This is a genomic window from Gordonia sihwensis NBRC 108236 (assembly GCF_000333035.1).
GTDB lineage: Bacteria > Actinomycetota > Actinomycetes > Mycobacteriales > Mycobacteriaceae > Gordonia > Gordonia sihwensis.
Map to the genome: position 1 here is coordinate 117,297 of NZ_BANU01000003.1, position 23,106 is coordinate 140,402.

Genomic DNA, 23,106 nt, shown 5'->3' on the forward strand with positions numbered 1-23,106 from the left:
GGGTCTAGTCTGGCTGAGTATTACTTAACTGCAGTCAACTATCTAAATGTCGGAGCGTGCGAACAGTGACGGACAACGGCGCGGACCGTGAGGCCGGTGAGCACCGGATCGCCGACGGTGCGCTGATGTCGCTCTCGGTGATCCGCTTGACCCGCGCCGTGCGGCGCGGTGTCGGTCAGCAACAGCTGACCTCGTCGCAGGCGGCCACCCTGTGGGCCATCGCCGAGCTCGCCCCGGTGCGGCCCACCGATCTCGCGGAGCGGGAGAAGGTGACCACGGCGTCGATGTCGAAGAGCATCGCCTCGCTGGAGAGCGCGGGCCTGGTGTCGCGTACACCCGATCCGCACGACGGTCGAGTCAGCATGCTCGATCTGACGCCGGCCGGGCAGGCATACGTCCGGGACGCCAACTCGGAGCGGATCTCGTTGTACGAGACCGCCCTGAATCGGCTGCCGGAGTGCGAACGGGAATCGGTGGTCCGGTCGATCGCACTGTTCGCCGACACGATGTGTGAGCTGGTCACAGCCGGTGCGGCCCAGCCGTCCGCGCACCCGGCCAGTCGTTGAATGCCTGAGAAACGAGGGAGGAACTCTGTGCGGAATGCAGTCGATGGACATTCTCGGCTGATTCGCGGCGTCGTCCGAGACGAGCGCGGCGGATCCGTCCCGGATGCCACCGTCACGGTGATCGACCAGCAGGGGAGTCAGGTCGCTGTCGCGTCAGCGCGGCACGACGGGTCGTTCACCGCCCACGTCGCGGCCGACGGCCAGTACGTGCTCGCCGCGTCGGCGACCGGGCACGAACCGGCGGCGGTGACGGCGATGATGGCCGGTGCCCCGATCCAGACGCAGATCGTGCTGTCCGCCCATTCCTCGCTCGGCGGTCTCGTCCGCGCCGCCGACGGCGCACCGATCGCCGGCGCGGTGGTGACCGCGACCGCCCCGTCCGGGCACGTGGTCGCGACTGCGGTCGCCGGCGCCGACGGCCGATGGGAACTGCGCGGCGTGGCCGAGGGCGGATACACGCTGGTGGTGAACGCGCCAGGGTTCGAGGCGACTGCCAGAACCGTCGCTCACACCGCGGGTTCCTCGCAGCCGGTGGTCGTCGAGATGCGCTCCGCCGTCGCTCTGTCCGGTCTGGTCACCGACGCGCACGGGGGAGTGATCGGCCACAGCCAGGTGTCGCTGCTGGCCGCCGACGGCTCCATGGCGGCCAGTGTGTTCAGCGACGAGGACGGGCGCTACAGCTTCACCGATCTCACCCCCGGCGACTACACGGTGCTGGCCAACGGTTACGCGCCGGTGGCCGCGACCGTCGACGTCCGGGCCGGACGATTCGTCAATCACGAGTTCGTCCTCGGCGTGCAGGGGCGGTGACCATGACCGCACAGCTCACAGCACGCGTGGCGACTCCGGCGGGCCGCGGCATCGACACCGCCGTGGTGACCGTCATGTCGCAGGAGGGACAGCAGGCGGCGATAGTCAGGTCCGACGGCGACGGACACATTCGCGTCGACGACCTGGCCGCGGGGATGTACACCGTGGTCGCCGCCGCGGACGGCTTCCAGCCGGCCGCTCGCACCGCCGTCGTGTCCGGTCCCGGCGCGGTCGGTCTGGGTGAGGTCACTCTCGCCCGGGTCGGCGGATCGCCGACCCCCGAGGCCGGCCGCTGGGAGATCGACGGCTCGCATTCGACCATCGACATCAGCGTCCGTCACCTCGGGATCGCGACCGTCCGCGGCCGTTTCACCGAGTTCACGGGCACCATCGTCGTCGGCGACGATCCGGAGCAGTCGTCGGTGACGGCGGAGATCTCGACCGCCAGCATCGACACCGACAACCGGATGCGCGACGAGGTGCTGCGATCGAGTGCGTTCTTCGACGCCGAGCGCTACCCGACGACCCTCTTCCACGCCGAGCGGGTGCGACCGGCGTCCGACGAGACCTGGACGCTCGAGGGAACGCTTACCCTGCGTGACGCCGCCGTCCCGGTCTCGCTCGAGCTGATCTTCCTCGGGCAGACCGAGGACCCGTGGGGCGGCGTCCGCGCCGGCTTCCAAGCCACAGCGACCCTTCGGCGCCGTGACTTCGGGATCAGCTTCGACGACAAACTCGTCAGCGGAGCCGCGCAGATCGGCAACACCGCTCGCGTCCGGCTCGACATCCAGGCCGTCCGCTCGCCGGAGACGTGATCGACGCCTCCGCGGCGCACGGCCGCCCCGATCTTCGACGTAGCCGTCGCAAGCACTGATTCACCGCATTAGTCCCGAAAGGTTCGCATGTCGACCAAAACAGTTGCAGACACCGCCGGCGGCACAGGCCCGGCCGGCGGTTCCCGCCAGCAGACCCTCGAAGAACTCGGTCCCAACTACAAGTGGGTCGCGCTCTCCAACACCACCCTGGGCATGTTGATCGCCACGATCAACAGCTCCATCGTGCTGATCGCCCTGCCCGACATCTTCAAGGGCATCAACCTCAATCCCCTCGAACCGCAGAACACCAGCTACCTGCTGTGGATGATGATGGGCTTCCTCGTCGTCACCGCGGTCCTGGTGGTGAGCTTCGGCCGGCTCGGCGACATGTTCGGCCGAGCGCGCATGTACAACATGGGCTTCGCGGTGTTCACCGTCTCGTCCATCTTCCTGGCGATCACCTGGTTCGACGGGTCGCAGGCCGCCATCTGGCTGATCTTCTGGCGCGTCATCCAGGGTGTCGGCGGCGCCTTCCTGATGGCCAACTCGTCGGCCATCCTCACCGACGCCTTCCCGGCCAACCAGCGCGGTCTGGCGATGGGCATCAACGGTGTCGCGGCGATCGCCGGCTCGTTCCTCGGCCTCCTGATCGGCGGCGTGCTGGCCCCGATCCAGTGGCACTACATCTTCCTCGTCTCCGTTCCGTTCGGCGTCGTGGGCACCATCTGGGCCTACCTGAAGCTGCGGGACACCGGCGAGCGCCGGAAGGCCAAGATGGACTGGTGGGGCAACCTCACCTTCGCCGTCGGCTTGATCGCGATCCTCGTCGGCATCACCTACGGCATCCAGCCGTACGGCTCATCGGACATGGGCTGGAGCAACCCCTGGGTGCTCGCCGCACTGGTCGGCGGGGCCTTCGTCCTCGCGGTCTTCGTGTTCATCGAGATGCACGTCGACAGTCCGCTGTTCGAACTGTCGCTGTTCCGCAACCGGTCGTTCACCTTCGGCAACATCGCGAACCTGATGGCGTCCATCGGGCGCGGCGGTCTGCAGTTCATCCTCATCATCTGGCTTCAGGGCATCTGGCTGCCGCAGCACGGTTACGACTACTCGCAGACACCGCTGTGGGCGGGCATCTACATGGTGCCGATGACCGTGGGCTTCCTCGTGTCCGCGCCGGTGTCGGGCGCGCTCTCGGACAAGCTGGGCACCAAGTGGTTCACCACCCTCGGGCTGCTGATCACCGCCGGTACCTTCGCGGCCCTCATCGCCATCCCCGTCGACTTCGACTACTGGGTGTTCGCCGTGATCCTGCTGGTCAACGGCATCGGCATGGGTCTGTTCGCCTCCCCGAACCGTGCCGAAGTGATGAACAGCCTGCCGGTCACCTCGCGCGGCTCCGGTGCCGGGATGATGACGACCTTCCAGAACGCGGCGATGGTCCTGTCGATCGGTCTGTTCTTCTCGCTGATGATCGCGGGTCTCTCGAGCACGCTCCCGTCGGCGATGTTCGACGGTCTGACCGCCAACGGCATGCCCGCGGAACCGGCGCAGGCCATCGCCGGTCTGCCGACCGTGGGCATCCTGTTCGCCGCGTTCCTCGGCTACAACCCGATCCAGCAGGTCGGCGGCCAGGCGCTGAACGGATTGCCGCAGGCCAGCGTCGACCACCTGACGGGGCTGGACTTCTTCCCGCACCTGATCAGCGACCCGTTCGCGGACGGTCTCACCGCCGCGTTCACCTTCGCCCTGATCTGCTGCGTGCTCGGTGCGATCGCGTCGGTGTTCACCGGCGCCCGGAAGCCGCTGACGGCGAGCCATGAGACGGTCGGCGCCGAGATCGCCGCGGTCGCCGGAGACGCCGGTGTCGGATCGCCGGTCGCCCTCGTCGCCGAGACGCCGTCGGAGAGCTTCGCTTCCCCGTCGGGCGCTCAGCTGTCCGGAACCGTGACCGGTCCGGACGGTGCGCCGCTCGCCGGGGCGGCCATCACGGTCACCGACAGCGAAGGACGGCAGGCCGGCGGCGCGACCGTCGCCGAGGACGGTTCGTACCGAGTCGGCGGACTGGAGAGCGGGGCGTACACGGTGATCGCCACCGCGCCAGGACGCGGCCCCAAGGCCGTCGGTGTGTCGACTGTCGGGGACGTGGGACTGCGCCGGGACTTCTCGCTCTCGGGCGCAGCCGTGCTGACCGGGCGCGTCCGCGACGCGCAGCGCCCGCTGCCCGCACGGCTGGTCGTGACCGATCAGACCGGTTCGGTGCTGGCCACCGCGCAGGCCGGCTCGGACGGCGAGTTCTCGATCGGCGGACTCACCGACGGCGACACCGTGGCCGTGACCGCCTCGGCGCCCGGCTACCAGGCGAGCAGCGAGTTGGTGACCGCCGGAGACGCCGTGGCGATCGACATCGTGCTCGACGCCATCGGCGGCGTCCAGGGCTACGTGCGCGCCGCGGACGGCGCCCCGCTGGCCGGAGCGACCGTGTCGGCGATCGGCTCGGATCGGACCATCGTCGCCACGGCCCGGACCGACGCCGACGGGCGCTACCGGATCGAGGGTCTCACCGATGACAGGTTCACCGTCGTCGCGAGCATGTACGAGCCGCGCGCGGTGCAGACCACGGTGACCGCCGACGGCGACAACACGCTCGACATCACGCTCGGAACCGGGGTCGGCAGCAGACAGGGCTGACCGCGGCAGACCCGGCACGCGGCGCGGGCGTCACCGATCTTCGGTGGCGTCCGCGCCGCTGTCAGTCGTGCGGGCGTACGGCGGCGCCCGAGACGCCGATGTCGCGCAGGTATCGTTCGCGCAGTGCGTCGTAGACCGGCTTCGACCCGGCCAGCGAGGCGGTCGCGACACCGGCGGTCACCGCCACCGCCATGGGCACCGTCAGTGCCGTCACCGCGGTCATTTCCATCACCAGGACGATCGCGGTGAGGGGTACGCGGACCACCGCCGCGAACAAGGTGCTCATTCCGACCACCACCAGCGCAGGAGTCAGATCGCCGAAAGGTGCATATAGTGCTTCGAGGATCCGGCCGAAGCCGGCTCCCGTCAGCGCTCCCAGTGCGAGCATCGGGGCGAAGAGACCGCCGGGCGCTCCGGTGCCGTAGGAGACCGGTCCGGTCACGAAACGCATGGCGATGATCGCGAGGATCATCCAGAACGCCGTCCGCTGCGCGTCCAGCAGCCGTTGGGCGAGGTCGTCGCCGCCACCGACCGCCGCGGGCACGGTGATCGCCAGGATGCCGATGACCGCGCCGACGAGGGCGCCGAGAACCACCGCGGACACTCTGATGCGCGCCGAGAGATCCACGAACAGGAGCAGCAGCCGGCTGTAGACCACTCCGAGGGCGCCGACGACGACACCGAAGACGAGGAAGACCCACAGACGATCCGGGGACGGATTGTCGATCCCGCCCGCCCGGAAATCGGGAGCGTCGCCGAGGATCAGCCGGCTGCAGGCGACGGCAGCCGCCACCGCGGTGAGCGTCCACACCGCGTAGCGCAGCCGGATCTTCTTGGCGACCTCCTCGAAGGCGAAGAGTGCACCGCCGATCGGGGCGTTGAAGGCCACGGCGAGTCCGGCGCCGGCGGTGGCGGTCTGCATCACCCGGATCTCGTCCGACGTCGCACGGATCAGGCGTGCGGCGGCCGCGCCGATCGCCGCGCCCATGTGCACGGTGGGGCCCTCGCGGCCCAGCACCATTCCCGCGAAGCCCATGCTGAGCACGCCGCCGGCGAACCGGGCGGGGATCACCGACCACGGTGCGGCGGGCGCTTCATCGTCCTCGACGGCCTCCACCTGCTGGATGCCGCTGCCCGCGGCGAGGGGGATCCGTCGCACGATCGCCACCGCCGCGGCCGCGGAGGCCGCGGCCACGGCGATGACGATCAGGGCGCCGCCGAGTCCGTGATCACCGGCCCAGTCGACCAGATCGGCGCGGCGCTCCTCGGCCCACGAGAGAGTCCAGCGGAAGGCCCCGCCGACCAGCCCGGTCAGCGCGCCGGCGACGAGGGCGACACCCGTGAGGAGCACCAGAACGCGGGTGCCGGGAAAATCGGAGTCTTCCGTCTTGCTCGCCGGGTGCCTGTCCACGCACATGACTGTATCGTCGCCCGGCTGCTCGCGGTCGCGCCGAACCGCAGCGGACGCGACCACCGTCGAAGTCGAAAACGACGGCGGCGACATCGATTCGATCGATGTCGCCGCCGCCGGAGAAGTGTGTCCGAGGGGGGACTTGAACCCCCACGTCCGTTAATAGGACACTAGCACCTCAAGCTAGCGCGTCTGCCATTCCGCCACTCGGACTTGTTCTGTTGTTCGTGCGCTCCGCACCGCTTTGCGCGGGATAACAATAACCACGGTTGCCCCCGTATCCCAAATCGCCTACGAATGAAGAGGTGACAGGCTTGCGAGCGACCGATGAAGTTGTCGATCTGGTGAGTGCGCTGATCCGATTCGACACGTCGAACACCGGACAGCCGGAGACCACCAAGGGGGAGGCGGAGTGCGCCAGATGGGTGGCGGCGCGGCTCGAGGAGGTCGGCTACGCCACCGAATACGTGGAGTCGGGCATGCCCGGACGCGGGAATGTGTTCGCGCGGTTGCCGGGCGCCGACCCGGACCGCGGTGCGCTGCTGATCCACGTGCATCTCGACGTGGTGCCCGCCGAGGCGGAGGACTGGAGCGTCCACCCGTTCTCCGGCGCCGTCCGCGACGGCTACGTCTGGGGCCGAGGCGCGGTCGACATGAAGGACATGGCCGGCATGGCGCTCGCACTGGCGCGCCAGTTCAAACGTGAGGGCACCGTTCCGCCGCGCGACATCGTCTTCGCCTTCCTGGCCGACGAGGAGGCCGGTGGCACGTGGGGATCGCACTGGCTGGTGCAGAACCGCCCCGATCTCTTCGAGGGCATCACCGAGGCCGTCGGGGAGGTCGGCGGGTTCTCCCTCACCGTCGACCGCCCGGACGGAGGTGTGCGGCGCCTGTATCTCGTGGAGACGGCCGAGAAGGGACTGTCGTGGATGCGGCTCACCTGCGACGCGCAGGCAGGCCACGGCTCGTTCCTCGCCGCCGAGAACGCGGTCACGGAGATCGCGACCGCGGTGGCCCGCATCGGCGCGCACCGCTTCCCGCTGGTGATGACCGAGTCGGTCCGGGAGTTCCTGGAGGCACTGTCGGAGGAGACCGGCCTCGATTTCAGTCCCGAGACGCCGGATCTGGAGTCCGCCCTGTTCAAGATCGGGAATATCGCCCGCATCATCGGCGCCACCCTCCGGGACACCGCGAACCCGACGATGCTGTCGGCCGGCTACAAGGCGAACGTCATTCCCCAGCACGCCGAGGCCGTCGTGGACTGCCGCGTGCTGCCCGGCAGGCAGGCCGAGTTCGAGCGCACGATCGACGAGTTGATCGGCCCCAAGGTGAAGCGCGAGTGGATCACCCACCTGGATCCCTACGAGACGCGGTTCGACGGCGATCTCGTCGACGCGATGAACGATGCGATCCTCGCGCACGACGAGGACGGCCGGACGGTGCCGTACATGCTCTCGGGCGGCACCGACGCGAAGGCCTTCGCGAAGCTCGGGATCCGGTGCTTCGGCTTCGCTCCGCTTCGGCTGCCCCCCGAACTCGATTTCGCCGCGCTCTTTCACGGCGTCGACGAACGCGTGCCCGTAGACTCGATCGTGTTCGGTACCAAGGTTTTCGAGCATTTTCTCCGCAACTGCTGACGACAACGGCCGGGTGCGGACAGTCGAAAGGATGCGATAGTGACGACATACGACCCGTATGACGCGTTACCCCAGTTGCCGGCGATCACGGTGACATCGAGCGACTTCGCCGAGGGTCAGACCCTCCCGACGCCGCAGGTCTCGGGGATCTTCGGCGCGGGCGGAGACGACGTCTCCCCGCAGCTGAGCTGGTCGGGTTTCCCCGCCGAGACCAAGAGCTTCGTCGTGACGTGTTTCGATCCGGACGCTCCCACGGCTTCCGGCTTCTGGCACTGGGCCGTCGCCGACATCCCGGCGTCGGTGACCTCGCTGCCGACGGGCGCCGGGTCGCCGGGGTCGGCGGATCTGCCCGCCGGTGCCGTGACGCTCAACAACGATGCGAGCCTCAAGCAGTTCATCGGTGCCGGTCCGCCTCCCGGTCACGGTCCGCACCGCTACATGTTCGCCGTGCACGCCGTCGACACCGAATCGTTGGAACTGCCCGCCGAGGCGACTCCGGCCTTCCTCGGCTTCAACCTCTACTCGCGCGCGATCGCGCGCGGGATCCTCACCGGCGTCTTCGAACAGCCCGCCGAGTAGGGCGCGCCGCCGGGCGGCTCACTGCGCCGCGGAGCCGACGGCTTCGCGGATCGAGGAGTAGCCGCCCGCGCGCAGCCGCGCAGCGATGCCCTCGTGCAGTTCCCGGAGGCGGACCGGTCCGCCGTAGATGAATCCGGTGTACATCTGAAGCAGGTCGGCGCCGGCGCAGATGCGTTCCCACGCCTGGTCGACGGTCTCGATCCCGCCGACGCTGACCAGCGCCACCCGGCCGCCCACTCGTCGGTACAGGCGGCGCAACACCTCCAGCGACCGGTCGGCGACCGGCGGTCCGGAGAGTCCGCCCGCGCCGCAGGCCTCGACCTCGGCCCGCGGAGTCACAAGGGAATCGCGCCGGATGGTCGTGTTGGTGGCGACGATGCCGGCGACGCCCAGCTCGACGGCGAGGTCGGCGACGGCGTCGACGTCCTCGTCCGACAGGTCGGGTGCGATCTTCACCAGCACCGGCTTGTCGACCACGTCCAGGACCGTCGCGAGGATCGGCCGCAGCGAGTCGACGGCCTGCAGGTCGCGCAGTCCAGGAGTGTTCGGCGAGCTGACGTTCACGACCACGAAGTCCGCCAGGGGCCCGAGTGTCCGGGCGCTGTGCCGGTAGTCGTCGACGGCATCCTCGACCGGAACCACCTTGGTCTTGCCGATGTTCGCGCCGATCGGGACCCGGACCGGTCCGGGCCGGGGCTGGGCCAGCGAGCGGGCCGCGGCGTCCGCACCGGGATTGTTGAAGCCCATCCGATTGATCAGCGCCCGATCGGCGGGCAGCCGGAACAGACGGGGAGCGGGGTTGCCCGGCTGCGCCTGACCGGTGATGGTACCGATCTCGGCGAAGCCGAAGCCCATCTGTCCCCACGCGTTGACGCTCGACGCGTTCTTGTCGAAGCCGGCGGCCAGTCCGATCGGTGCGGGGAACGAGACCCCGAAGACCTCGTTGCGGAGAATCGGGTCATCGGTGGCGAAGAGCTTCGCCATCAGCGATCGCACTCCCGGCGCGTAGCCGCAGCGGCGGATCACCTGAGCGGTGATCGCGTGGATCCGCTCGGGGTCGAGCAGGAACATGGCCTTCAAGACCAGCGGGTAGAGGATCCGGTTCAGTGTGCTGAGCATCGTGAGAGCCTTCGTCGTGTGTGCGAGGTCGGGTACGGGGCGGTCACCGGACCGCATCAGGCGCGATCACCTGGAGTGAGCCGTCGCGGCCCGAGGCCGCCAGAAGTGAACCACTGACCGGGTCGACGTCCATCGAGGTGACCTGCGGGACGCTCGCGAACCGGTGCTTCTCGATGACCTCTCCGGTGGAGACGTCGTAGGCGGCGATCTCATTGGTGGCCGTGCTGGAGACCCACAGCAGGTTGCGCCGGTCGTCGAAGGCCAGCGCATACGGGCTGTCGGCGACCGGGGCACGCATGCGCATCACGATCGGCTGCCCGTAGAACGCGTACACCTCGTTGTTGCGGGTACCGGCCACCAGCACCCGGCCGTATCGATCGACGATGGAGGTGGTCGCCCCGTCGCCGGCGCGCAGCGCCGCCTTGAGTTCCCCCGAGTCGATGTCGACCGGGGTGACCGCCGACTGCGCCCGATCGAGGACCACGACCTGCCCGGCACGATCGCCGGCGGTCGCAGGTGCCACGGTGATGTCGTCGACGCGGACGAACCCGCCGATGTCGCGCTGCTGTTGTCCGTCGCGGTCGAGCACCAGCACGTGGCCGCGGTCGGTGCCGACCAGCGTCCTGCCGTCCTCAGTGGTCGCCACCGACAGTGCGCCGGGCAGATCCGCCTTCGTCACAGTCACCGAGCCGGCGGGATCGATGCGGACGATCCCGCTCTCTCCGGCACCGACGAAACCGTCGCCGGAGGCGGTGAGCGCGGCGAGACCGGGCACCGGAACCGAGGTCGGCGCGGGCGCACCCGGGGCGCCCGGATCGGTGAAGATCTGCACGGTTCGGCCGTCGTTCGACAGCAGCGCGACCCGCGACTGCTGACCGTGCCCGGCCACCACGGCGCGTGCGGCGTCCGCGGCGACGACCGCGCCCGCCGGGCGGGCGGCGTCGGCCGGGGATTCGGCAGGTGTCGCGGGTGTGACAGTCGGCACATTCTGTGCGGAGCCGTCGTCGGACTGACCGCAGGCGGTGAGGGCGGAGGCCGTGGCCACGGCCACGAGCAGGGCGGTGAGTCGGGTTCGCGCGCGCATGACACCATCTTGCGCGATGCCGATGTGTGACCCGTTCGATGGGTAGCATCAGCCCCCGTGACTGAGACCATGACATGGCTCCAGGCGATCGTCCTCGGAGCGGTCCAGGGCCTGACGGAGTTCCTGCCGATCTCGTCCTCGGCCCATCTGCGCATCATCTCGGAGATCTGGTTCGGTGACGACGCCGGTGCCTCGTTCACCGCGGTCACCCAGCTTGGCACCGAACTCGCGGTTCTCATCTTCTTCGCCAAGGACATCTGGCGGATCGTCGGTGCGTGGTTCGCGGGACTGCGGGACCGGACGAGGCGCGGTCTGGACTACCGGCTGGGCTGGTACGTGATTCTCGCCACCATCCCGATCGGCGTGCTCGGATTCGTCTTCAAGGACCAGATCCGCACCGCAGGCCGGAACCTCTGGCTGGTGGCGATCATGCTGATCCTGTTCTCCTTCGTCTTCCTCGCGGCCGAGTACGTCGGAACGCGCGAGCGGCCCCTGGAGAAGATCACCCGGCGCGATGCCCTCGTGATGGGCGCGGCGCAGTGTCTGGCGCTGATCCCCGGAGTCTCGCGGTCGGGTGCGACGGCGAGCGCGGGTCTGTTCGTCGGCCTCGAACGCGAGGCGGCGTTCCGATTCTCCTTCCTGATCGCGATTCCGGCGGTTCTCGCCTCCGGACTGTTCAGCCTCAAGGACGTCTTCGAACCCGTGGGGGAGGGCCTGGCCGCGAGCGGTCCGCAGATCGCGGTGGCCACTCTCATCGCCTTCGTGCTCGGTTACGTCTCGATCGCGTGGCTGCTCAAGTTCGTCTCGCACCATTCGATGGTCTGGTTCGCGACCTACCGCGTGGCGCTCGGCCTGCTCGTCATCGTCCTGCTGCAGGTGGGCGCGATCGCGGCGTGACCGCGTCGACGGGCCCGATTCACGTGCGGCAGTAACCTGTGTGACATGACGGTGATCCTGGTCCGGCACGGACGCTCCACGGCCAACACGTCGGGACTTCTCGCGGGTCGGACGCCGGGTGTGGGGCTCGACGGTCACGGACGCACGCAGGCCGGTGAACTCCCGGTCCGGCTCGGCAGCGTCCTCGGCGACCTCACCGCCGTCGTCCGCTCGCCGTTGCAGCGATGCGCGGAGACGGTCGCACCGCTCGTGGCGGCGCGCCCGGAGCTGCCGCACCTGACCGACCCGAATCTGGAAGAGGTCGATTACGGCGACTGGAGCAATCGCAAGATCTCCGAACTGCTCGGCGAGCCGCTGTGGAAGGTGGTGCAGCAGCAGCCGTCGGCGGTGGTGTTCCCGGGCGGCGAGGGCCTGCTCGACGTGTCGCGCCGCGCGACCAGGGCGATCCGGGAACTCGACCGGGTACACGGCGGTCCCGACGGGAAGGGCGTGTGGGTGGCCTGCTCGCACGGCGACGTGATCAAAGCGGTGCTCGCCGACGCACTCGGCATGCATCTGGACCAGTTCCAGCGGATCGTGGTGGATCCGGGTTCGATCAGCGTGATCCATTACTCGGCTGCCCGGCCCTACGTGCAGACCGTCAACAACAACGGGGTGCTCGAGCTCCCGCGGCCGCCGATGGCCGCCGGCGCCACGGTGGGCGGGTCCACCGGGGCATAGTCGGGAGCACGGCTCGCCGTCCGGGTACCGTTGAGTCATGGCTCGTACGATCCACGAATTCCGGAGTCCGCGGCGTTTCGTCGCGGGCACCGTCGGTCAGCCGGGGGATCGCACCTTCTACATTCAGGTGTCGCAGGACTCTCGGTTGATGAGCGTCGAACTGGAGAAGCAGCAGGTGCTGATCCTGGCCGACCGCCTCAGCTATCTGCTCGACGAGGTGCGCCGGCGCTTCGGCACGCCGATTCCACCGGAGGCCGAGGACGTCGGCGACGTCTCGCCGCTCGAGAGCCCGATCGATTCCGAGTTCCGGGTCGGTTCGATGGGTCTGGGCTGGGACGCCGATGCGGCCGCGGTGGTGATCGAACTGCTCGCGGTCACCGAACAGCCGTTGGACGAGTCGGTGATCCTCGACGACACCGAGGAGGGACCGGACACCGTCCGCGTCTTCCTGACCGCCGACGAGGCGCGCGAGTTCAGTGCCCGCTCTATGCGCGTGATCGCGGCCGGCCGCCCGCTGTGTCCCCTGTGCGACCAGCCGCTGGATCCGTCGGGGCACATCTGCGCACGCAGCAACGGCTACAAACGCGACGCCGAGTTCAGCCGGTCAATCGAGTTCGTCGACCCGGAGGTGCTCGCGAGTCTGAGTCGGCTGGTGCCCGGATTCGACTCGTCGTTCACCGTCGAGGACGAGGACGCCGTACTGGACGACGACACTGATGACGACAGCGACGACGACGGCACCGACGAGCGTGGTGACGGCGCGGACGACGGCGACTGGGGCGGGGACGACACGCACCGGTGAACGCCGACTGCCTGGAGCTGCTGGCCACCGGCGAGCTCACCGTTTTGGGCCGCATCGCCTCGGCCAGCAACCTCACGGTGGCCTGCGCCGTGTCGGACGGACGGACGGCCATGCGCTGCGTGTACAAGCCCGTACGCGGTGAGGAACCGCTGTGGGACTTCCCGGACGGGACCCTCGCCGGCCGCGAAGTGGCGTCCTATCTCATCAGCGACGCACTCGGATGGGATCTGATACCCGAGACCGTGCTGCGCGAGGACGGTCCGACCGACATCGATCTGGGTGCGGGCATGGTCCAGCGGTGGATCGAGCAGCCGCCGTCGGACGACGGCCGTCTCGACCCGGTGGATCTGGTGCCCGCCGGCGAGGTGCCGGAGGGGTATCGCGGGGTCCTCAACGCCTACGACCACCGAGGCGATGAAGTGATCCTCGTTCATTCGGTGGAGGAGAGGCTGCGCCGCCTCGCGGTGCTCGACGCCGTCCTCAACAACGCCGATCGCAAGGGCGGGCACATCCTGACCGACGGCGACGGCCGGCTGTACGGCATCGATCACGGGATCTGCCTGCACAGCGAGAACAAGCTTCGGACCATCCTGTGGGGATGGGCGGGCACCCCGGTGCCGCCCGGCGAGCGTGCCGACCTGGCGCGTCTGAGCGGCGTGCTCGAGGACGTGGACAGCGCGCTGCATGTGCGTCTGTCGACGCTGATCACCCCGGAGGAGATCGCCGCGCTGCTGCGTCGTGCGAAGTCGCTCGCCGATGTGGGCGTGATGCCGCTGCCGCCCCACAGCCGCGCGATCCCGTGGCCGCCCTTCTGACCGGGTACCCGGACTGCCGGACACCGGCCGCGGGCACATACAGTTGACGGCATGCATTCGTGGCCGTCGCCCAAGATTCCGTCCGTGCCGGGCCCCGCTGTCCCGCTGCGTCTCTACGACACCTCCGACGCCCAGGTGAAGCCGGTCAGCCCGGGTGAGGTCGCGACGATGTACGTCTGCGGCATCACCCCGTACGACGCCACTCATCTCGGTCACGCCGCCACCTACGTGACCTTCGACCTGATCAACCGGATTCTCCGGGACGGCGGGCACGACGTGCACTACGTGCAGAACATCACCGACGTCGACGACCCGCTGTTCGAGCGCGCCGAACGCGACGGTGTGGACTGGCGCGACCTCGGCTCGCGTGAGATCGATCTGTTCCGCGCCGACATGGAGGCGCTGCGAGTCCTGGCGCCGCGCGACTACGTCGGCGCCGTGGAGTCGATCGGCGAGGTGGTCGACGCCGTCGGCGAGCTGCTGGCGCGGGGCGCGGCCTACGTGGTGGACGACGAGGAGTTCCCGGACGTCTACTTCAGCGTCGACGCGACACCGCAGTTCGGGTACGAGTCCGGATACGACGCGCAGACGATGGCGACGTTCTTCGCCGAGCGCGGCGGCGACCCCGACCGTCCGGGCAAGCGCAATCGGCTCGATGCCCTGCTGTGGCGCGCCGCGCGCGACGGCGAGCCGTCGTGGGAGTCGCCGATGGGCCCGGGCCGTCCCGGCTGGCATATCGAGTGTTCGGCCATCGCGCTGCGACGGCTGGGCATGGGTTTCGACATCCAGGGCGGCGGCAGCGATCTGATCTTCCCGCATCACGAGTTCTCGGCGGCCCACGCCGAAGCGCTCACCGGTGAGCGTCGCTTCGCCCGTCACTACGTCCACACCGGGATGATCGGACTCGACGGCGAGAAGATGTCCAAGAGCCTGGGGAACCTCGTTCTCGTGTCGAAGCTGCGGGCGGCGGGCGTCGATCCGGGAGCCGTCCGACTCGGTCTGATCTCGCAGCACTACCGTGCCGACCGCATGTGGACCGACGACATCCTCGCCGACGGTGAGCGCCGACTGGCGACGTGGCGCCGGGCAGCCAAGCTCGCGACCGCGCCCGACGCCGCCGACACCGTCGCACGACTGCGTCAGCATCTGGCCGACGATCTCGACACCCCGAAGGCACTGGCCGCCGTGGACGCGTGGGCGGCCGACGCGATCCTGGGAATCGGTGCGTCGACCACGGCTTCGCGGCTGGTCGCCGACGCCGTCGATGCGCTGCTGGGTGTCGACATCGCACCGGTCGGCTAAGGTTCGCTCGTGGCTCGTGCTCAGCAGATCCCGATCGACGGTCCCGAGGGTGTGTGGACGGTCGTCACGCGTACCTCCACCTACGTCATCGATTTCGGGGAGATGACCCTCCTGCGCGCACCCGGCGTCGGGCGCACCGACGATCACCGGTGGGAGGTCAGTGAACTCCGGCGCGATTCGGAGGACATCCCGCTGCTGGACGTCAAGATCTGCCGCGTCGGGGAGCCCGCCCAGTTCTGGGTGCGCGCCGCCGACGACCCGGAGGTGCGCACCTGGCGGGTGACGACGCCCGTCGTCGAGATCGAGCGCATCGGCTGATCACTCTCACCGTGGGGGAGCCGGTCAGTCCTCGTCGTCCCGCCGACGAAGGTACTTCTCGAACTCCGCCGCCAGCTGTTCACCGTCGATCCGGAGCATGGTGTCGTCCAGATCCTCGTCGGAGGCCTGCTCGAGTTCATGGACGTACGCGGCCATGTCCTCGTCGTCCGAGGTCATCTCGCTGATCGACTGCTCCCATTCCTCGGCCCGGTGCGGCAGCGTGCCCAGCGGGATCGGGAGACCGGTCACCGAAGCGACGTTCGTCAGGAGCGCGAGCGTGGCCTTGGGGTTGGTGGTGTGCGCCACGTAGTGGGGGACGGCCGCCCACAGGGAGACCGACGGGATGCCCGCTTGGACGAAGGCGTCCGACAGCACACCGGTGATTCCGGTGGGTCCCTCGTATCGGCTGAGCTCCAGACCCAGCCGCTTGGCGGCGTCGCTGGTCTCGGCGGTCCCCGAGACCGGCACCGGACGAGTGTGCGGGGTGTCGGCCAGCAGGGCACCGAGCATCACGGTCATCTCGACCTCCAGTGCCTCCGCGAGTTCGACGATGCGGGCGCAGAACGACCGCCAGCGGTAGTTCGGCTCGGGACCGAGGACGAGGACCACGTCGCGGTCGTGCGCGGACAGGACGCACACCGACATGCTCGTCACCGGCCACTCGATGTGCCGGGTGACGCCGCCGCGCTGCCGAATCGTGGGACGTGTGGACTGGTAGTCGTAGAAGTCGTCGGGTTCGATCTCCCAGATGGAGGTGGCGTCCCACTCCAGCGCCAGGTGTTCGACCGCCGCGGTGGCGGCGTCGGCGCCGTCGTTCCACCCGGAGAACGCCGCAATTAAAATCGGCGTGCGTAAAATGGGCAGTCCCGCGCGGCCGGCCGAATCGTCCTGCTCAGCTGCGTTTCCGTCCGGTGTGGAGTTCATTCCACCGAGCCTACGACGGCCGTCGATTCGCCGCGAACTAACCTGCTAGGTATGGCATCGCACTCCACCGCACATGATAACTACGACTCGACATTCCTCCAGGCGATGTCGCGTCGGGTGCTGATCGGTGACGGGGCGATGGGAACGATGCTCCAGGCCGCCGATCTGACGCTCGACGATTTCCGGCAGCTCGAGGGCTGCAACGAGATCCTCAACGACACTCGTCCCGATGTGCTGGCAGGCATCCACCGCGCCTACTTCGAGGCGGGCGCCGACGCCGTCGAGACCAACACCTTCGGCTGCAACCTGTCGAACCTGGGCGACTACGACATCGCCGACCGGATCCGGGAACTCGCTTACAAAGGGGTGTCGATCGCCCGCGGGGTGGCCGACGAGTTCGGGCCGTCGGCCGACGGGACCGACCGGTTCGTGCTCGGCTCGATCGGTCCGGGCACCAAGCTTCCCAGCCTCGGGCACACCACCTTCGGCGCCATCCGCGACGCGTACGTCGAATGCGTGCTCGGCATGTTGGAGGGCGGTGCCGACGCCATCCTCGTCGAGACCAGCCAGGATCTGCTGCAGCTCAAGGCCGCCGTCGTCGCGGCACGCCGCGCGATGGAGCAGTTCGGCCGCCACCTGCCGATCATCACCCACGTGACCGTCGAGACCACCGGCACCATGCTGATCGGCTCGGAGATCGGTGCGGCGCTGGCGGCGATCGAGCCGCTCGGCGTCGACGTCGTCGGACTCAACTGCGCCACCGGTCCGACCGAGATGAGCGAACATCTGCGGTACCTGTCCAAGCACGCGCGGATCCCGGTCTCGGTGATGCCGAACGCCGGCCTGCCCGTTCTCGGCAAGAACGGCGCCGAGTATCCGCTGACCCCGGAGGACATGGCGTCCGCGCTGTCGGGATTCGTCGCCGACTACGGTCTGCAGTTCGTCGGCGGGTGCTGCGGCAGCACTCCCGAGCACATCCGCCAGGTGGCCGAGGCGGTCAAGGACGTCACCCCGGCCCCCCGCCACCCCCAGCACGAGTCGGAGACCTCGTCGCTGTACACCGCGGTGCCGTTCCACCAGGACGCGAGCTTCCTGGTGATCGCCGAACGGACCAACTCGAACGGCTCGAAGGCCTTCCGCGAGGCGATGATCAGCGGCGACTACGAGAAGTGTCTCGAGATCGCCAAGGACCAGACCCGCGACGGCGCCCACATGCTCGACCTCAACGTCGACTACGTCGGCCGCGACGGGGCGGCCGACATGACCGAGCTCGCCTCCCGGTTCGCGACCGCGTCGACGCTCCCGATCATGATCGACTCCACCGAACCCGACGTGATCCGCGCCGGCCTCGAGCACCTCGGCGGCCGTTGCGCGGTCAACTCGGTGAACTACGAGGACGGCGACGGGCCCGACTCGCGGTTCACCCGAATCATGTCGCACGTCGTGGAGCACGGCGCCGCCGTGGTCGCGCTGACGATCGACGAGCAGGGGCAGGCACGCACCGCGGATCACAAGGTGGCCATCGCCGAGCGGCTGATCACCGACCTCACCCAGAACTGGGGTCTCGAAGAGGAGGACATCATCATCGATGCCCTCACCTTCCCGATCTCGACCGGTCAGGAGGAGGTGCGCCGCGACGGCATCGAGACCATCGAAGCCATCCGGCGCATCAAGGAGGCCCATCCGCAGGTCCACTTCACGCTCGGCATCTCGAACATCTCGTTCGGTCTCAACCCCGCCGCGCGTCAAGTGCTGAACTCGGTGTTCCTGCACGAGTGCGTGAAGGCGGGATTGGACACGGCGATCGTGCACGCGTCGAAGATCCTGCCGATGGCGCGGATCCCGGACGAGCAGCGACAGACGGCCCTCGACCTCGTCTACAACAACCGCACCGACGATTACGATCCGCTGCAGAAGCTGATGGAGTTGTTCGAGGGCGTGTCGGCGGCGTCGGCGCGCGAGTCGCGGGCCGCCGAACTCGCGGCGCTGCCGCTGTTCGAGCGGTTGGAGCGACGGATCGTCGACGGCGACAAGAACGGCCTGATCGAGGATCTCGACGAAGCGCGACAGACCGTGCCGCCGCTGTCGATCATCAACGACACCCTGCTGTCGGGTATGAAGACCGTCGGCGAACTGTTCGGGTCGGGCCAGATGCAGCTGCCCTTCGTGCTCCAGTCCGCCGAGGTGATGAAGTCGTCGGTGGCGCATCTCGAGCAGTTCATGGAGGCGACCGACGAGGACGGCAAGGGCAAGATCGTGCTCGCCACCGTCAAGGGCGACGTCCACGACATCGGCAAGAACCTCGTCGACATCATCTTGAGCAACAACGGGTACGACGTCGTCAACATCGGCATCAAGCAGCCCATCGCGACCATCCTGTCGGCGGCCGAGGAGAATCGGGCCGACGTCATCGGCATGTCCGGACTGCTGGTCAAGTCGACGGTGGTGATGAAGGAGAACCTGGAGGAGATGAACTCCCAGGGCAAGGCCGACTACCCGGTGCTGCTGGGCGGGGCGGCACTGACCCGCACGTACGTCGAGGGCGATCTCGCCGACGTCTACGAGGGTGATGTCCGGTACGCGCGCGACGCCTTCGAGGGGCTGTCGCTGATGGACGAGATCATGGCCATCAAACGCGGAGAGGGGCCCGATCCCGACAGCGAGGAGGCCAAGGCCGCCGCGGCCAAGGTCGCTGAGCGCAAGGCCCGTCGCGAACGGTCCAAGCGGATCGCGGAGAAGCGCAAGGCCGCCGAACCGCCGGTCGAGGTCCCGGCGCGGTCGGATGTGGCCGCCGACAACGAGGTGCCGACACCGCCGTTCTGGGGGACGCGGATCGTCAAGGGCATTCCGGTCGCCGATTATCTGGCGATGCTCGACGAACGCGCGCTGTTCCTCGGACAGTGGGGACTGCGCGGCACCCGCGGCGAAGAGGGACCCGACTACGAGGAACTCGTCGAGACCGAGGGGCGGCCGCGGCTGCGCGAGTGGATCGACCGTCTGGCGACCGAGGGGATTCTGCAGCACGCCGCCGTCGTCTACGGCTTCTTCCCGGCCGTCAGCGAGGGCGACACGGTGCACGTGCTGGAGTCGCCCGACCCCTCCGCGCCCGTCCGGCACAGCTTCGATTTCCCGAGGCAGCAGCGCCCCCGCTTCCTGTGCATCGCCGATTTCATCCGTTCCAGGGAGCAGGCGCTCGCCGACGGGAAGGTCGACGTCCTGCCCTTCCAGCTGGTCACGATGGGCACCCCGATCGCCGACTTCGCGAACAAACTGTTCGCCGAGAACGCATACCGCGACTATCTGGAGGTGCACGGCATCGGCGTGCAGCTCACCGAGGCGCTCGCCGAGTACTGGCATCAGCGGGTGCGCAGCGAGCTGACCTTCGCCGACGGGGTGATGGCCGACGAGGACCCCGACCGCCCGCAGGGCTTCTTCGACCTGGAGTACCGCGGTGCGCGCTACAGCTTCGGCTACGGTGCCTGCCCGAACCTCGAAGACCGCGCCAAGATGATCGATCTGTTGGAACCGGGCCGCATCGGCGTCGAACTGTCGGAGGAACTGCAGCTGCATCCGGAGCAGTCCACCGACGCCTTCGTGCTGCACCACCCGGAGGCCAAGTACTTCAACACGTAGTCCGAGGGCCGCGCCAGCGGAGTCCCCGCTGACGGCGGGGCCGCCCAGGGCGTGCGGTCCGCGACCGGCTCGGCGCTCCGATAACGTCACAGCATGGCCAAACGGGATGTGCGCGGGATGACGCGCTTCATCGTCGGACTCGCGGCGGGACTGGTGATCGCCGCGGTGGTCTGGCCGGCGACCGGACTGTGGCAGCTCGCGCCGATGCTGATGGTGACGGTCACGTCGGCGGTGTATCTGGTGTGGTCGGTGGCGATGCTGTGGCCGATGGACGCGCCGACCACCCGCGCCCACGCGGAGGCCGCCGACGTCCGCGACGAACTCGGCGATGCGGCGCTGATCGCAACGCTCGCGGTGAGTCTGTCCGCGATCGGTGTGCTGCTGCTGGCCGCCCGGGACCGCAACGGCAGTTGGTACGCGATGCTGGCGGTGGTGGCGGTGCTCGCGGCATGGGGGATGCTGCACACGCTGTTCGCGTCGCGGTACGCCCGGATCTACTACGCCGGCGAGCCGGGCGGGATCGACTTCAACACGAGCGATCCGCCCTGCTACGCGGACTTCTTCTACTTCGCCTTCAACCTCGGCATGACCTATCAGGTCTCGGACACCGCCGTCGGACCCACCGCCATCCGGCGCGAGGTGCTCAAGCACTGCCTGCTCAGCTACGTCTACGGAACGGTCATCATCGCCACGACCATCAACCTGGTGATGAACCTGGTCAGTTGAGGGGTGCGGCGATCCGCCCGCGCCGACGACCGCTGGCCTACGCTGGTGCCCGATGGCCGTGGCCCGTCGCCGGCCGATCGGGAACCGACGTCGAAAGGCAAGAGGCAGTGACAGACGACCGTGTGCTTCCGCGCGCCGTGCTCTGGGACATGGATGGAACGCTCCTGGACACCGAGCCGCTGTGGGGCCGGGCGATGGAGGAGTTCGCCCGCGGCATCGGCGCCGAGATGACTCCGGAGCTGCGCAACGCCACCATGGGCAACAGTTCGGTGGACGCGCTGACCAAGGTGTACGAGGCGGCACGGGTGCCGGAGTCCGGGCGCGACTTCGAGGCCGACGAGGACGCGATGGTCGCCCGGGTCCTCGAACTGTTCGCCACCGATCTGCGGTGGCGGCCCGGCGCACTCTCCGCGCTCGACCTCGTGGCGGGTGCGGAGATCCCGATGGTGCTGGTCACCAACACGGTCCGCGAGGTCACCGATGTGATGCTCGAGACGCTGGGGCGCGACCGGTTCGTCGCCACCGTCTGCGGCGACGAGGTGGCGGCGGGCAAGCCCGAGCCGCACATCTATCGCCGGGCCGCCGAACTGGTCGGATTCTGCGCGTCCGAGTGTCTGGCCTTCGAGGACTCGCCGGTCGGCGCCGCCGCGACGCACGCCGCCGGCGTGCCCGCGATCGTGATCCCGTCGGCGATCCCGGTGCCGCCCAAGCCGACGTACACCTACCGCGAGACGCTCGAGGGTCTCACCCTCGACGATCTCGCAGCGGTCTTCGCCGCACGCTGACCGGACCCCGTCGCGCGCCCCGGGAGGGCACCGCGCCCCGGCCAGGGACCGATCGACTCGACGTGCAAAAATAGTCGGTGTGAAAACCTTCGACGAACTCTTCTCTGAGCTGGCCGACAAGGCCCAGACCCGCCCCGAGGGCAGCGGTACCGTCGCCGCTCTGGACGCGGGCGTCCATACGCTCGGGAAGAAGATCATCGAGGAGGCGGGCGAGGTCTGGCTGGCCGCCGAGCATGAGTCGGACGAGTCGCTCTCGGAAGAGATCTCCCAGCTCGTGTACTGGTTGCAGGTGATGATGGTCAAGCGCGGGCTCACCCCCGCGGACATCTACCGCTACCTCTGAGCGCCGGCCTCCGGTCACCGACACCTCCCGCCGATCACATCCTCTAGGAGTCACCGCAATGTTGCGCGTCGCCGTCCCCAACAAGGGCGCCCTGTCCGAAGCCGCCGCCGGAATCCTCTCCGAAGCCGGGTACCGCAAGCGCTCGGACCCCAAGGACCTCAACGTCATCGACGTCAACAACGACGTCGAGTTCTACTTCCTGCGTCCCAAGGACGTCGCGATCTACGTGGGTGCGGGCACCCTCGATCTCGGCATCACCGGGCGCGACCTGGCCGCCGACTCCGGCGCCGAGGTGATCGAGGAGGTGGCGCTCGGTTTCGGTTCCTCGGTGTTCCGCTACGCCGCTCCGGCCGACCAGGAATGGACCGTCGCCGACCTCGCGGGCAAGCGGATCGCGACGTCGTATCCCAACCTGGTCCGCCGCGACCTCGCCGCCCGGGGGATCGACGCGGAGATCATCCGCCTCGACGGTGCCGTGGAGATCTCGATTCAGCTCGGCGTGGCCGACGCGATCGCCGATGTCGTGGGAACCGGACGCACGCTGCGGCTGCACGGTCTGGCGGCGTTCGGCGACTCCCTCTGCGATTCGGAGGCGGTACTGATCCGCAATCCGGAGTCGGCGGAGGCCTCCCGGGCCGCGAAGCAGTTCATCGCCCGCGTACAGGGCGTGGTCTTCGGTCAGCAGTACGTGATGATCGACTACGACTGCCCCAAGGCACTGCTCGATCAGGCGGTCGCGATGACGCCCGGCCTGGAATCGCCGACTGTGTCGCCGATGCTCGACCCGGAATGGCTCGCGGTCCGCGCGATGGTTCCGCGTAAGACGCACCAGCCGCTGATGGACGACCTGTCGGAACTGGGCGTCCGCGCCATCCTCGCCTCGGACATCCGCTCCTGCCGCTTCTAGGACACGCTCGCCTTCCCCCAGGCTGATTGAGCGAGCGCTTTCCTCAGGCTGGTTGAGCGAGCGTAGCGAGTCGAAGCCAACTGTCACCCAGGCTGATTGAGCAAGCGCTTTCCCCAGGTTGGTTGAGCGAGCGTAGCGAGTCGAAGCCAACTATCACCCAGGCTGGTTGAGTGAGCGCTTTCCTCAGGTTGGTTGAGCGAGCGTAGCGAGTCGAAGCCAACT

Annotated in this window: 21 protein-coding genes and 1 tRNA gene; 17 read left to right on the forward strand and 5 right to left on the reverse strand. The window is 68.6% G+C overall.

Annotation, left to right across the window (positions count from 1 at the left end):
• The first annotated feature begins 56 nt into the window (after window positions 1-56).
• The 4 genes from GSI01S_RS03055 (at window position 57) to GSI01S_RS03070 (ending at window position 4,882) form a co-directional block, all read left to right on the forward strand.
• A complete protein-coding gene (locus tag GSI01S_RS03055) occupies window positions 57-566 on the forward strand; it encodes a MarR family winged helix-turn-helix transcriptional regulator (RefSeq protein WP_233500078.1) in 510 nt (169 codons plus the stop codon).
• 27 nt (window positions 567-593) lie between these two features.
• Window positions 594-1,376: an MSCRAMM family protein gene (locus GSI01S_RS03060; protein ID WP_006894906.1), complete on the forward strand. Its 783-nt coding sequence runs from the start codon at window positions 594-596 to the stop codon at window positions 1,374-1,376.
• 2 nt (window positions 1,377-1,378) lie between these two features.
• Window positions 1,379-2,191 (forward strand): YceI family protein, encoded by an 813-nt coding sequence (locus GSI01S_RS03065; protein ID WP_006894907.1) that lies wholly within the window; start codon window positions 1,379-1,381, stop codon window positions 2,189-2,191.
• Between the two features lie 87 nt (window positions 2,192-2,278).
• Window positions 2,279-4,882: an MFS transporter gene (locus GSI01S_RS03070; protein WP_006894908.1), complete on the forward strand. Its 2,604-nt coding sequence runs from the start codon at window positions 2,279-2,281 to the stop codon at window positions 4,880-4,882.
• A 61-nt stretch (window positions 4,883-4,943) separates the two neighbouring features.
• On the opposite strand, the gene GSI01S_RS03075 is transcribed toward GSI01S_RS03070, so the two are convergent.
• Window positions 4,944-6,299 carry a ClC family H(+)/Cl(-) exchange transporter gene (locus tag GSI01S_RS03075; protein ID WP_006894909.1) on the reverse strand — a complete coding sequence of 452 codons (1,356 nt, stop codon included), beginning with the start codon at window positions 6,297-6,299 and terminating at the stop codon, window positions 4,944-4,946.
• A 121-nt stretch (window positions 6,300-6,420) separates the two neighbouring features.
• Window positions 6,421-6,506: transfer RNA gene (locus tag GSI01S_RS03080), tRNA-Leu, on the reverse strand.
• A 92-nt stretch (window positions 6,507-6,598) separates the two neighbouring features.
• Between GSI01S_RS03080 and GSI01S_RS03085 the strand changes: the two genes are divergently transcribed.
• Both GSI01S_RS03085 and GSI01S_RS03090 read left to right on the forward strand, forming a co-directional pair.
• The gene (locus GSI01S_RS03085; RefSeq protein ID WP_006894910.1) at window positions 6,599-7,930 is read left to right on the forward strand and encodes a M20/M25/M40 family metallo-hydrolase; all 1,332 of its coding nucleotides are present in this window, start codon (window positions 6,599-6,601) and stop codon (window positions 7,928-7,930) included.
• A gap of 39 nt (window positions 7,931-7,969) precedes the next feature.
• Entirely contained in the window at window positions 7,970-8,509 is a 540-nt protein-coding gene (locus GSI01S_RS03090; RefSeq protein WP_006894911.1) for a YbhB/YbcL family Raf kinase inhibitor-like protein, read from the forward strand.
• Window positions 8,510-8,527: 18 nt separating this feature from the next.
• On the opposite strand, the gene GSI01S_RS03095 is transcribed toward GSI01S_RS03090, so the two are convergent.
• On the reverse strand, window positions 8,528-9,628 hold the full coding sequence (locus GSI01S_RS03095; protein ID WP_006894912.1) for a quinone-dependent dihydroorotate dehydrogenase: 1,101 nt from the start codon (window positions 9,626-9,628) through the stop codon (window positions 8,528-8,530).
• 43 nt (window positions 9,629-9,671) lie between these two features.
• A complete protein-coding gene (locus GSI01S_RS03100; RefSeq protein WP_006894913.1) occupies window positions 9,672-10,712 on the reverse strand; it encodes a YncE family protein in 1,041 nt (346 codons plus the stop codon).
• Between the two features lie 57 nt (window positions 10,713-10,769).
• Here GSI01S_RS03100 and GSI01S_RS03105 point away from each other — a divergent pair, with 57 nt between their 5' ends.
• From GSI01S_RS03105 to GSI01S_RS03130, 6 genes are read left to right on the forward strand one after another with little or no spacing between them, the layout of a single operon-like run.
• On the forward strand, window positions 10,770-11,609 hold the full coding sequence (locus tag GSI01S_RS03105; protein ID WP_006894914.1) for an undecaprenyl-diphosphate phosphatase: 840 nt from the start codon (window positions 10,770-10,772) through the stop codon (window positions 11,607-11,609).
• A gap of 45 nt (window positions 11,610-11,654) precedes the next feature.
• The gene (locus tag GSI01S_RS03110; RefSeq protein ID WP_006894915.1) at window positions 11,655-12,329 is read left to right on the forward strand and encodes an MSMEG_4193 family putative phosphomutase; all 675 of its coding nucleotides are present in this window, start codon (window positions 11,655-11,657) and stop codon (window positions 12,327-12,329) included.
• A 37-nt stretch (window positions 12,330-12,366) separates the two neighbouring features.
• On the forward strand, window positions 12,367-13,131 hold the full coding sequence (locus GSI01S_RS03115; RefSeq protein ID WP_006894916.1) for a DUF3090 domain-containing protein: 765 nt from the start codon (window positions 12,367-12,369) through the stop codon (window positions 13,129-13,131).
• Window positions 13,128-13,946, forward strand: coding sequence for an SCO1664 family protein (locus tag GSI01S_RS03120; protein ID WP_006894917.1), 819 nt, complete (start codon window positions 13,128-13,130; stop codon window positions 13,944-13,946). Before GSI01S_RS03115 ends, GSI01S_RS03120 begins: the two co-directional genes overlap by 4 nt.
• Window positions 13,947-13,997: 51 nt before the next feature.
• Window positions 13,998-15,248, forward strand: coding sequence for a cysteine--1-D-myo-inosityl 2-amino-2-deoxy-alpha-D-glucopyranoside ligase (gene mshC / locus GSI01S_RS03125; RefSeq protein ID WP_006894918.1), 1,251 nt, complete (start codon window positions 13,998-14,000; stop codon window positions 15,246-15,248).
• A 9-nt stretch (window positions 15,249-15,257) separates the two neighbouring features.
• On the forward strand, window positions 15,258-15,566 hold the full coding sequence (locus GSI01S_RS03130; RefSeq protein ID WP_006894919.1) for a hypothetical protein: 309 nt from the start codon (window positions 15,258-15,260) through the stop codon (window positions 15,564-15,566).
• A gap of 24 nt (window positions 15,567-15,590) precedes the next feature.
• Here the strand turns inward: GSI01S_RS03130 and GSI01S_RS03135 are convergent, their stop codons facing one another.
• A complete protein-coding gene (locus GSI01S_RS03135) occupies window positions 15,591-16,490 on the reverse strand; it encodes a PAC2 family protein (protein ID WP_006894920.1) in 900 nt (299 codons plus the stop codon).
• Between the two features lie 51 nt (window positions 16,491-16,541).
• Here GSI01S_RS03135 and metH point away from each other — a divergent pair, with 51 nt between their 5' ends.
• From metH to hisG, 5 genes are all read left to right on the forward strand, one after another.
• Window positions 16,542-20,123 carry a methionine synthase gene (metH, locus tag GSI01S_RS03140; RefSeq protein WP_006894921.1) on the forward strand — a complete coding sequence of 1,194 codons (3,582 nt, stop codon included), beginning with the start codon at window positions 16,542-16,544 and terminating at the stop codon, window positions 20,121-20,123.
• 108 nt (window positions 20,124-20,231) lie between these two features.
• Entirely contained in the window at window positions 20,232-20,849 is a 618-nt protein-coding gene (locus GSI01S_RS03145) for a DUF1345 domain-containing protein (RefSeq protein WP_039866805.1), read from the forward strand.
• A gap of 149 nt (window positions 20,850-20,998) precedes the next feature.
• Window positions 20,999-21,634, forward strand: a complete 636-nt coding sequence (locus tag GSI01S_RS03150; protein WP_101841694.1) for an HAD family hydrolase — start codon at window positions 20,999-21,001, stop codon at window positions 21,632-21,634.
• 79 nt (window positions 21,635-21,713) lie between these two features.
• Window positions 21,714-21,977 carry a phosphoribosyl-ATP diphosphatase gene (locus GSI01S_RS03155; protein WP_006894924.1) on the forward strand — a complete coding sequence of 88 codons (264 nt, stop codon included), beginning with the start codon at window positions 21,714-21,716 and terminating at the stop codon, window positions 21,975-21,977.
• 58 nt (window positions 21,978-22,035) lie between these two features.
• Window positions 22,036-22,884, forward strand: a complete 849-nt coding sequence (gene hisG / locus GSI01S_RS03160) for an ATP phosphoribosyltransferase (RefSeq protein WP_006894925.1) — start codon at window positions 22,036-22,038, stop codon at window positions 22,882-22,884.
• The last annotated feature ends 222 nt before the right edge of the window (window positions 22,885-23,106 follow it).

Coding starts and splice junctions, on each gene's coding strand:
- GSI01S_RS03065 (WP_006894907.1), top strand. CDS start 1,379: ATGACCGCACAGCTCACAGCACGCGTGGCGACTCCGGCGGGCCGCGGC.
- GSI01S_RS03070 (WP_006894908.1), top strand. CDS start 2,279: ATGTCGACCAAAACAGTTGCAGACACCGCCGGCGGCACAGGCCCGGCC.
- GSI01S_RS03075 (WP_006894909.1), bottom strand. CDS start 6,299: ATGTGCGTGGACAGGCACCCGGCGAGCAAGACGGAAGACTCCGATTTT.
- GSI01S_RS03095 (WP_006894912.1), bottom strand. CDS start 9,628: ATGCTCAGCACACTGAACCGGATCCTCTACCCGCTGGTCTTGAAGGCC.
- GSI01S_RS03100 (WP_006894913.1), bottom strand. CDS start 10,712: ATGCGCGCGCGAACCCGACTCACCGCCCTGCTCGTGGCCGTGGCCACG.
- GSI01S_RS03110 (WP_006894915.1), top strand. CDS start 11,655: ATGACGGTGATCCTGGTCCGGCACGGACGCTCCACGGCCAACACGTCG.
- GSI01S_RS03115 (WP_006894916.1), top strand. CDS start 12,367: ATGGCTCGTACGATCCACGAATTCCGGAGTCCGCGGCGTTTCGTCGCG.
- mshC (WP_006894918.1), top strand. CDS start 13,998: ATGCATTCGTGGCCGTCGCCCAAGATTCCGTCCGTGCCGGGCCCCGCT.
- GSI01S_RS03135 (WP_006894920.1), bottom strand. CDS start 16,490: ATGAACTCCACACCGGACGGAAACGCAGCTGAGCAGGACGATTCGGCC.
- metH (WP_006894921.1), top strand. CDS start 16,542: ATGGCATCGCACTCCACCGCACATGATAACTACGACTCGACATTCCTC.
- GSI01S_RS03150 (WP_101841694.1), top strand. CDS start 20,999: ATGGATGGAACGCTCCTGGACACCGAGCCGCTGTGGGGCCGGGCGATG.
- hisG (WP_006894925.1), top strand. CDS start 22,036: ATGTTGCGCGTCGCCGTCCCCAACAAGGGCGCCCTGTCCGAAGCCGCC.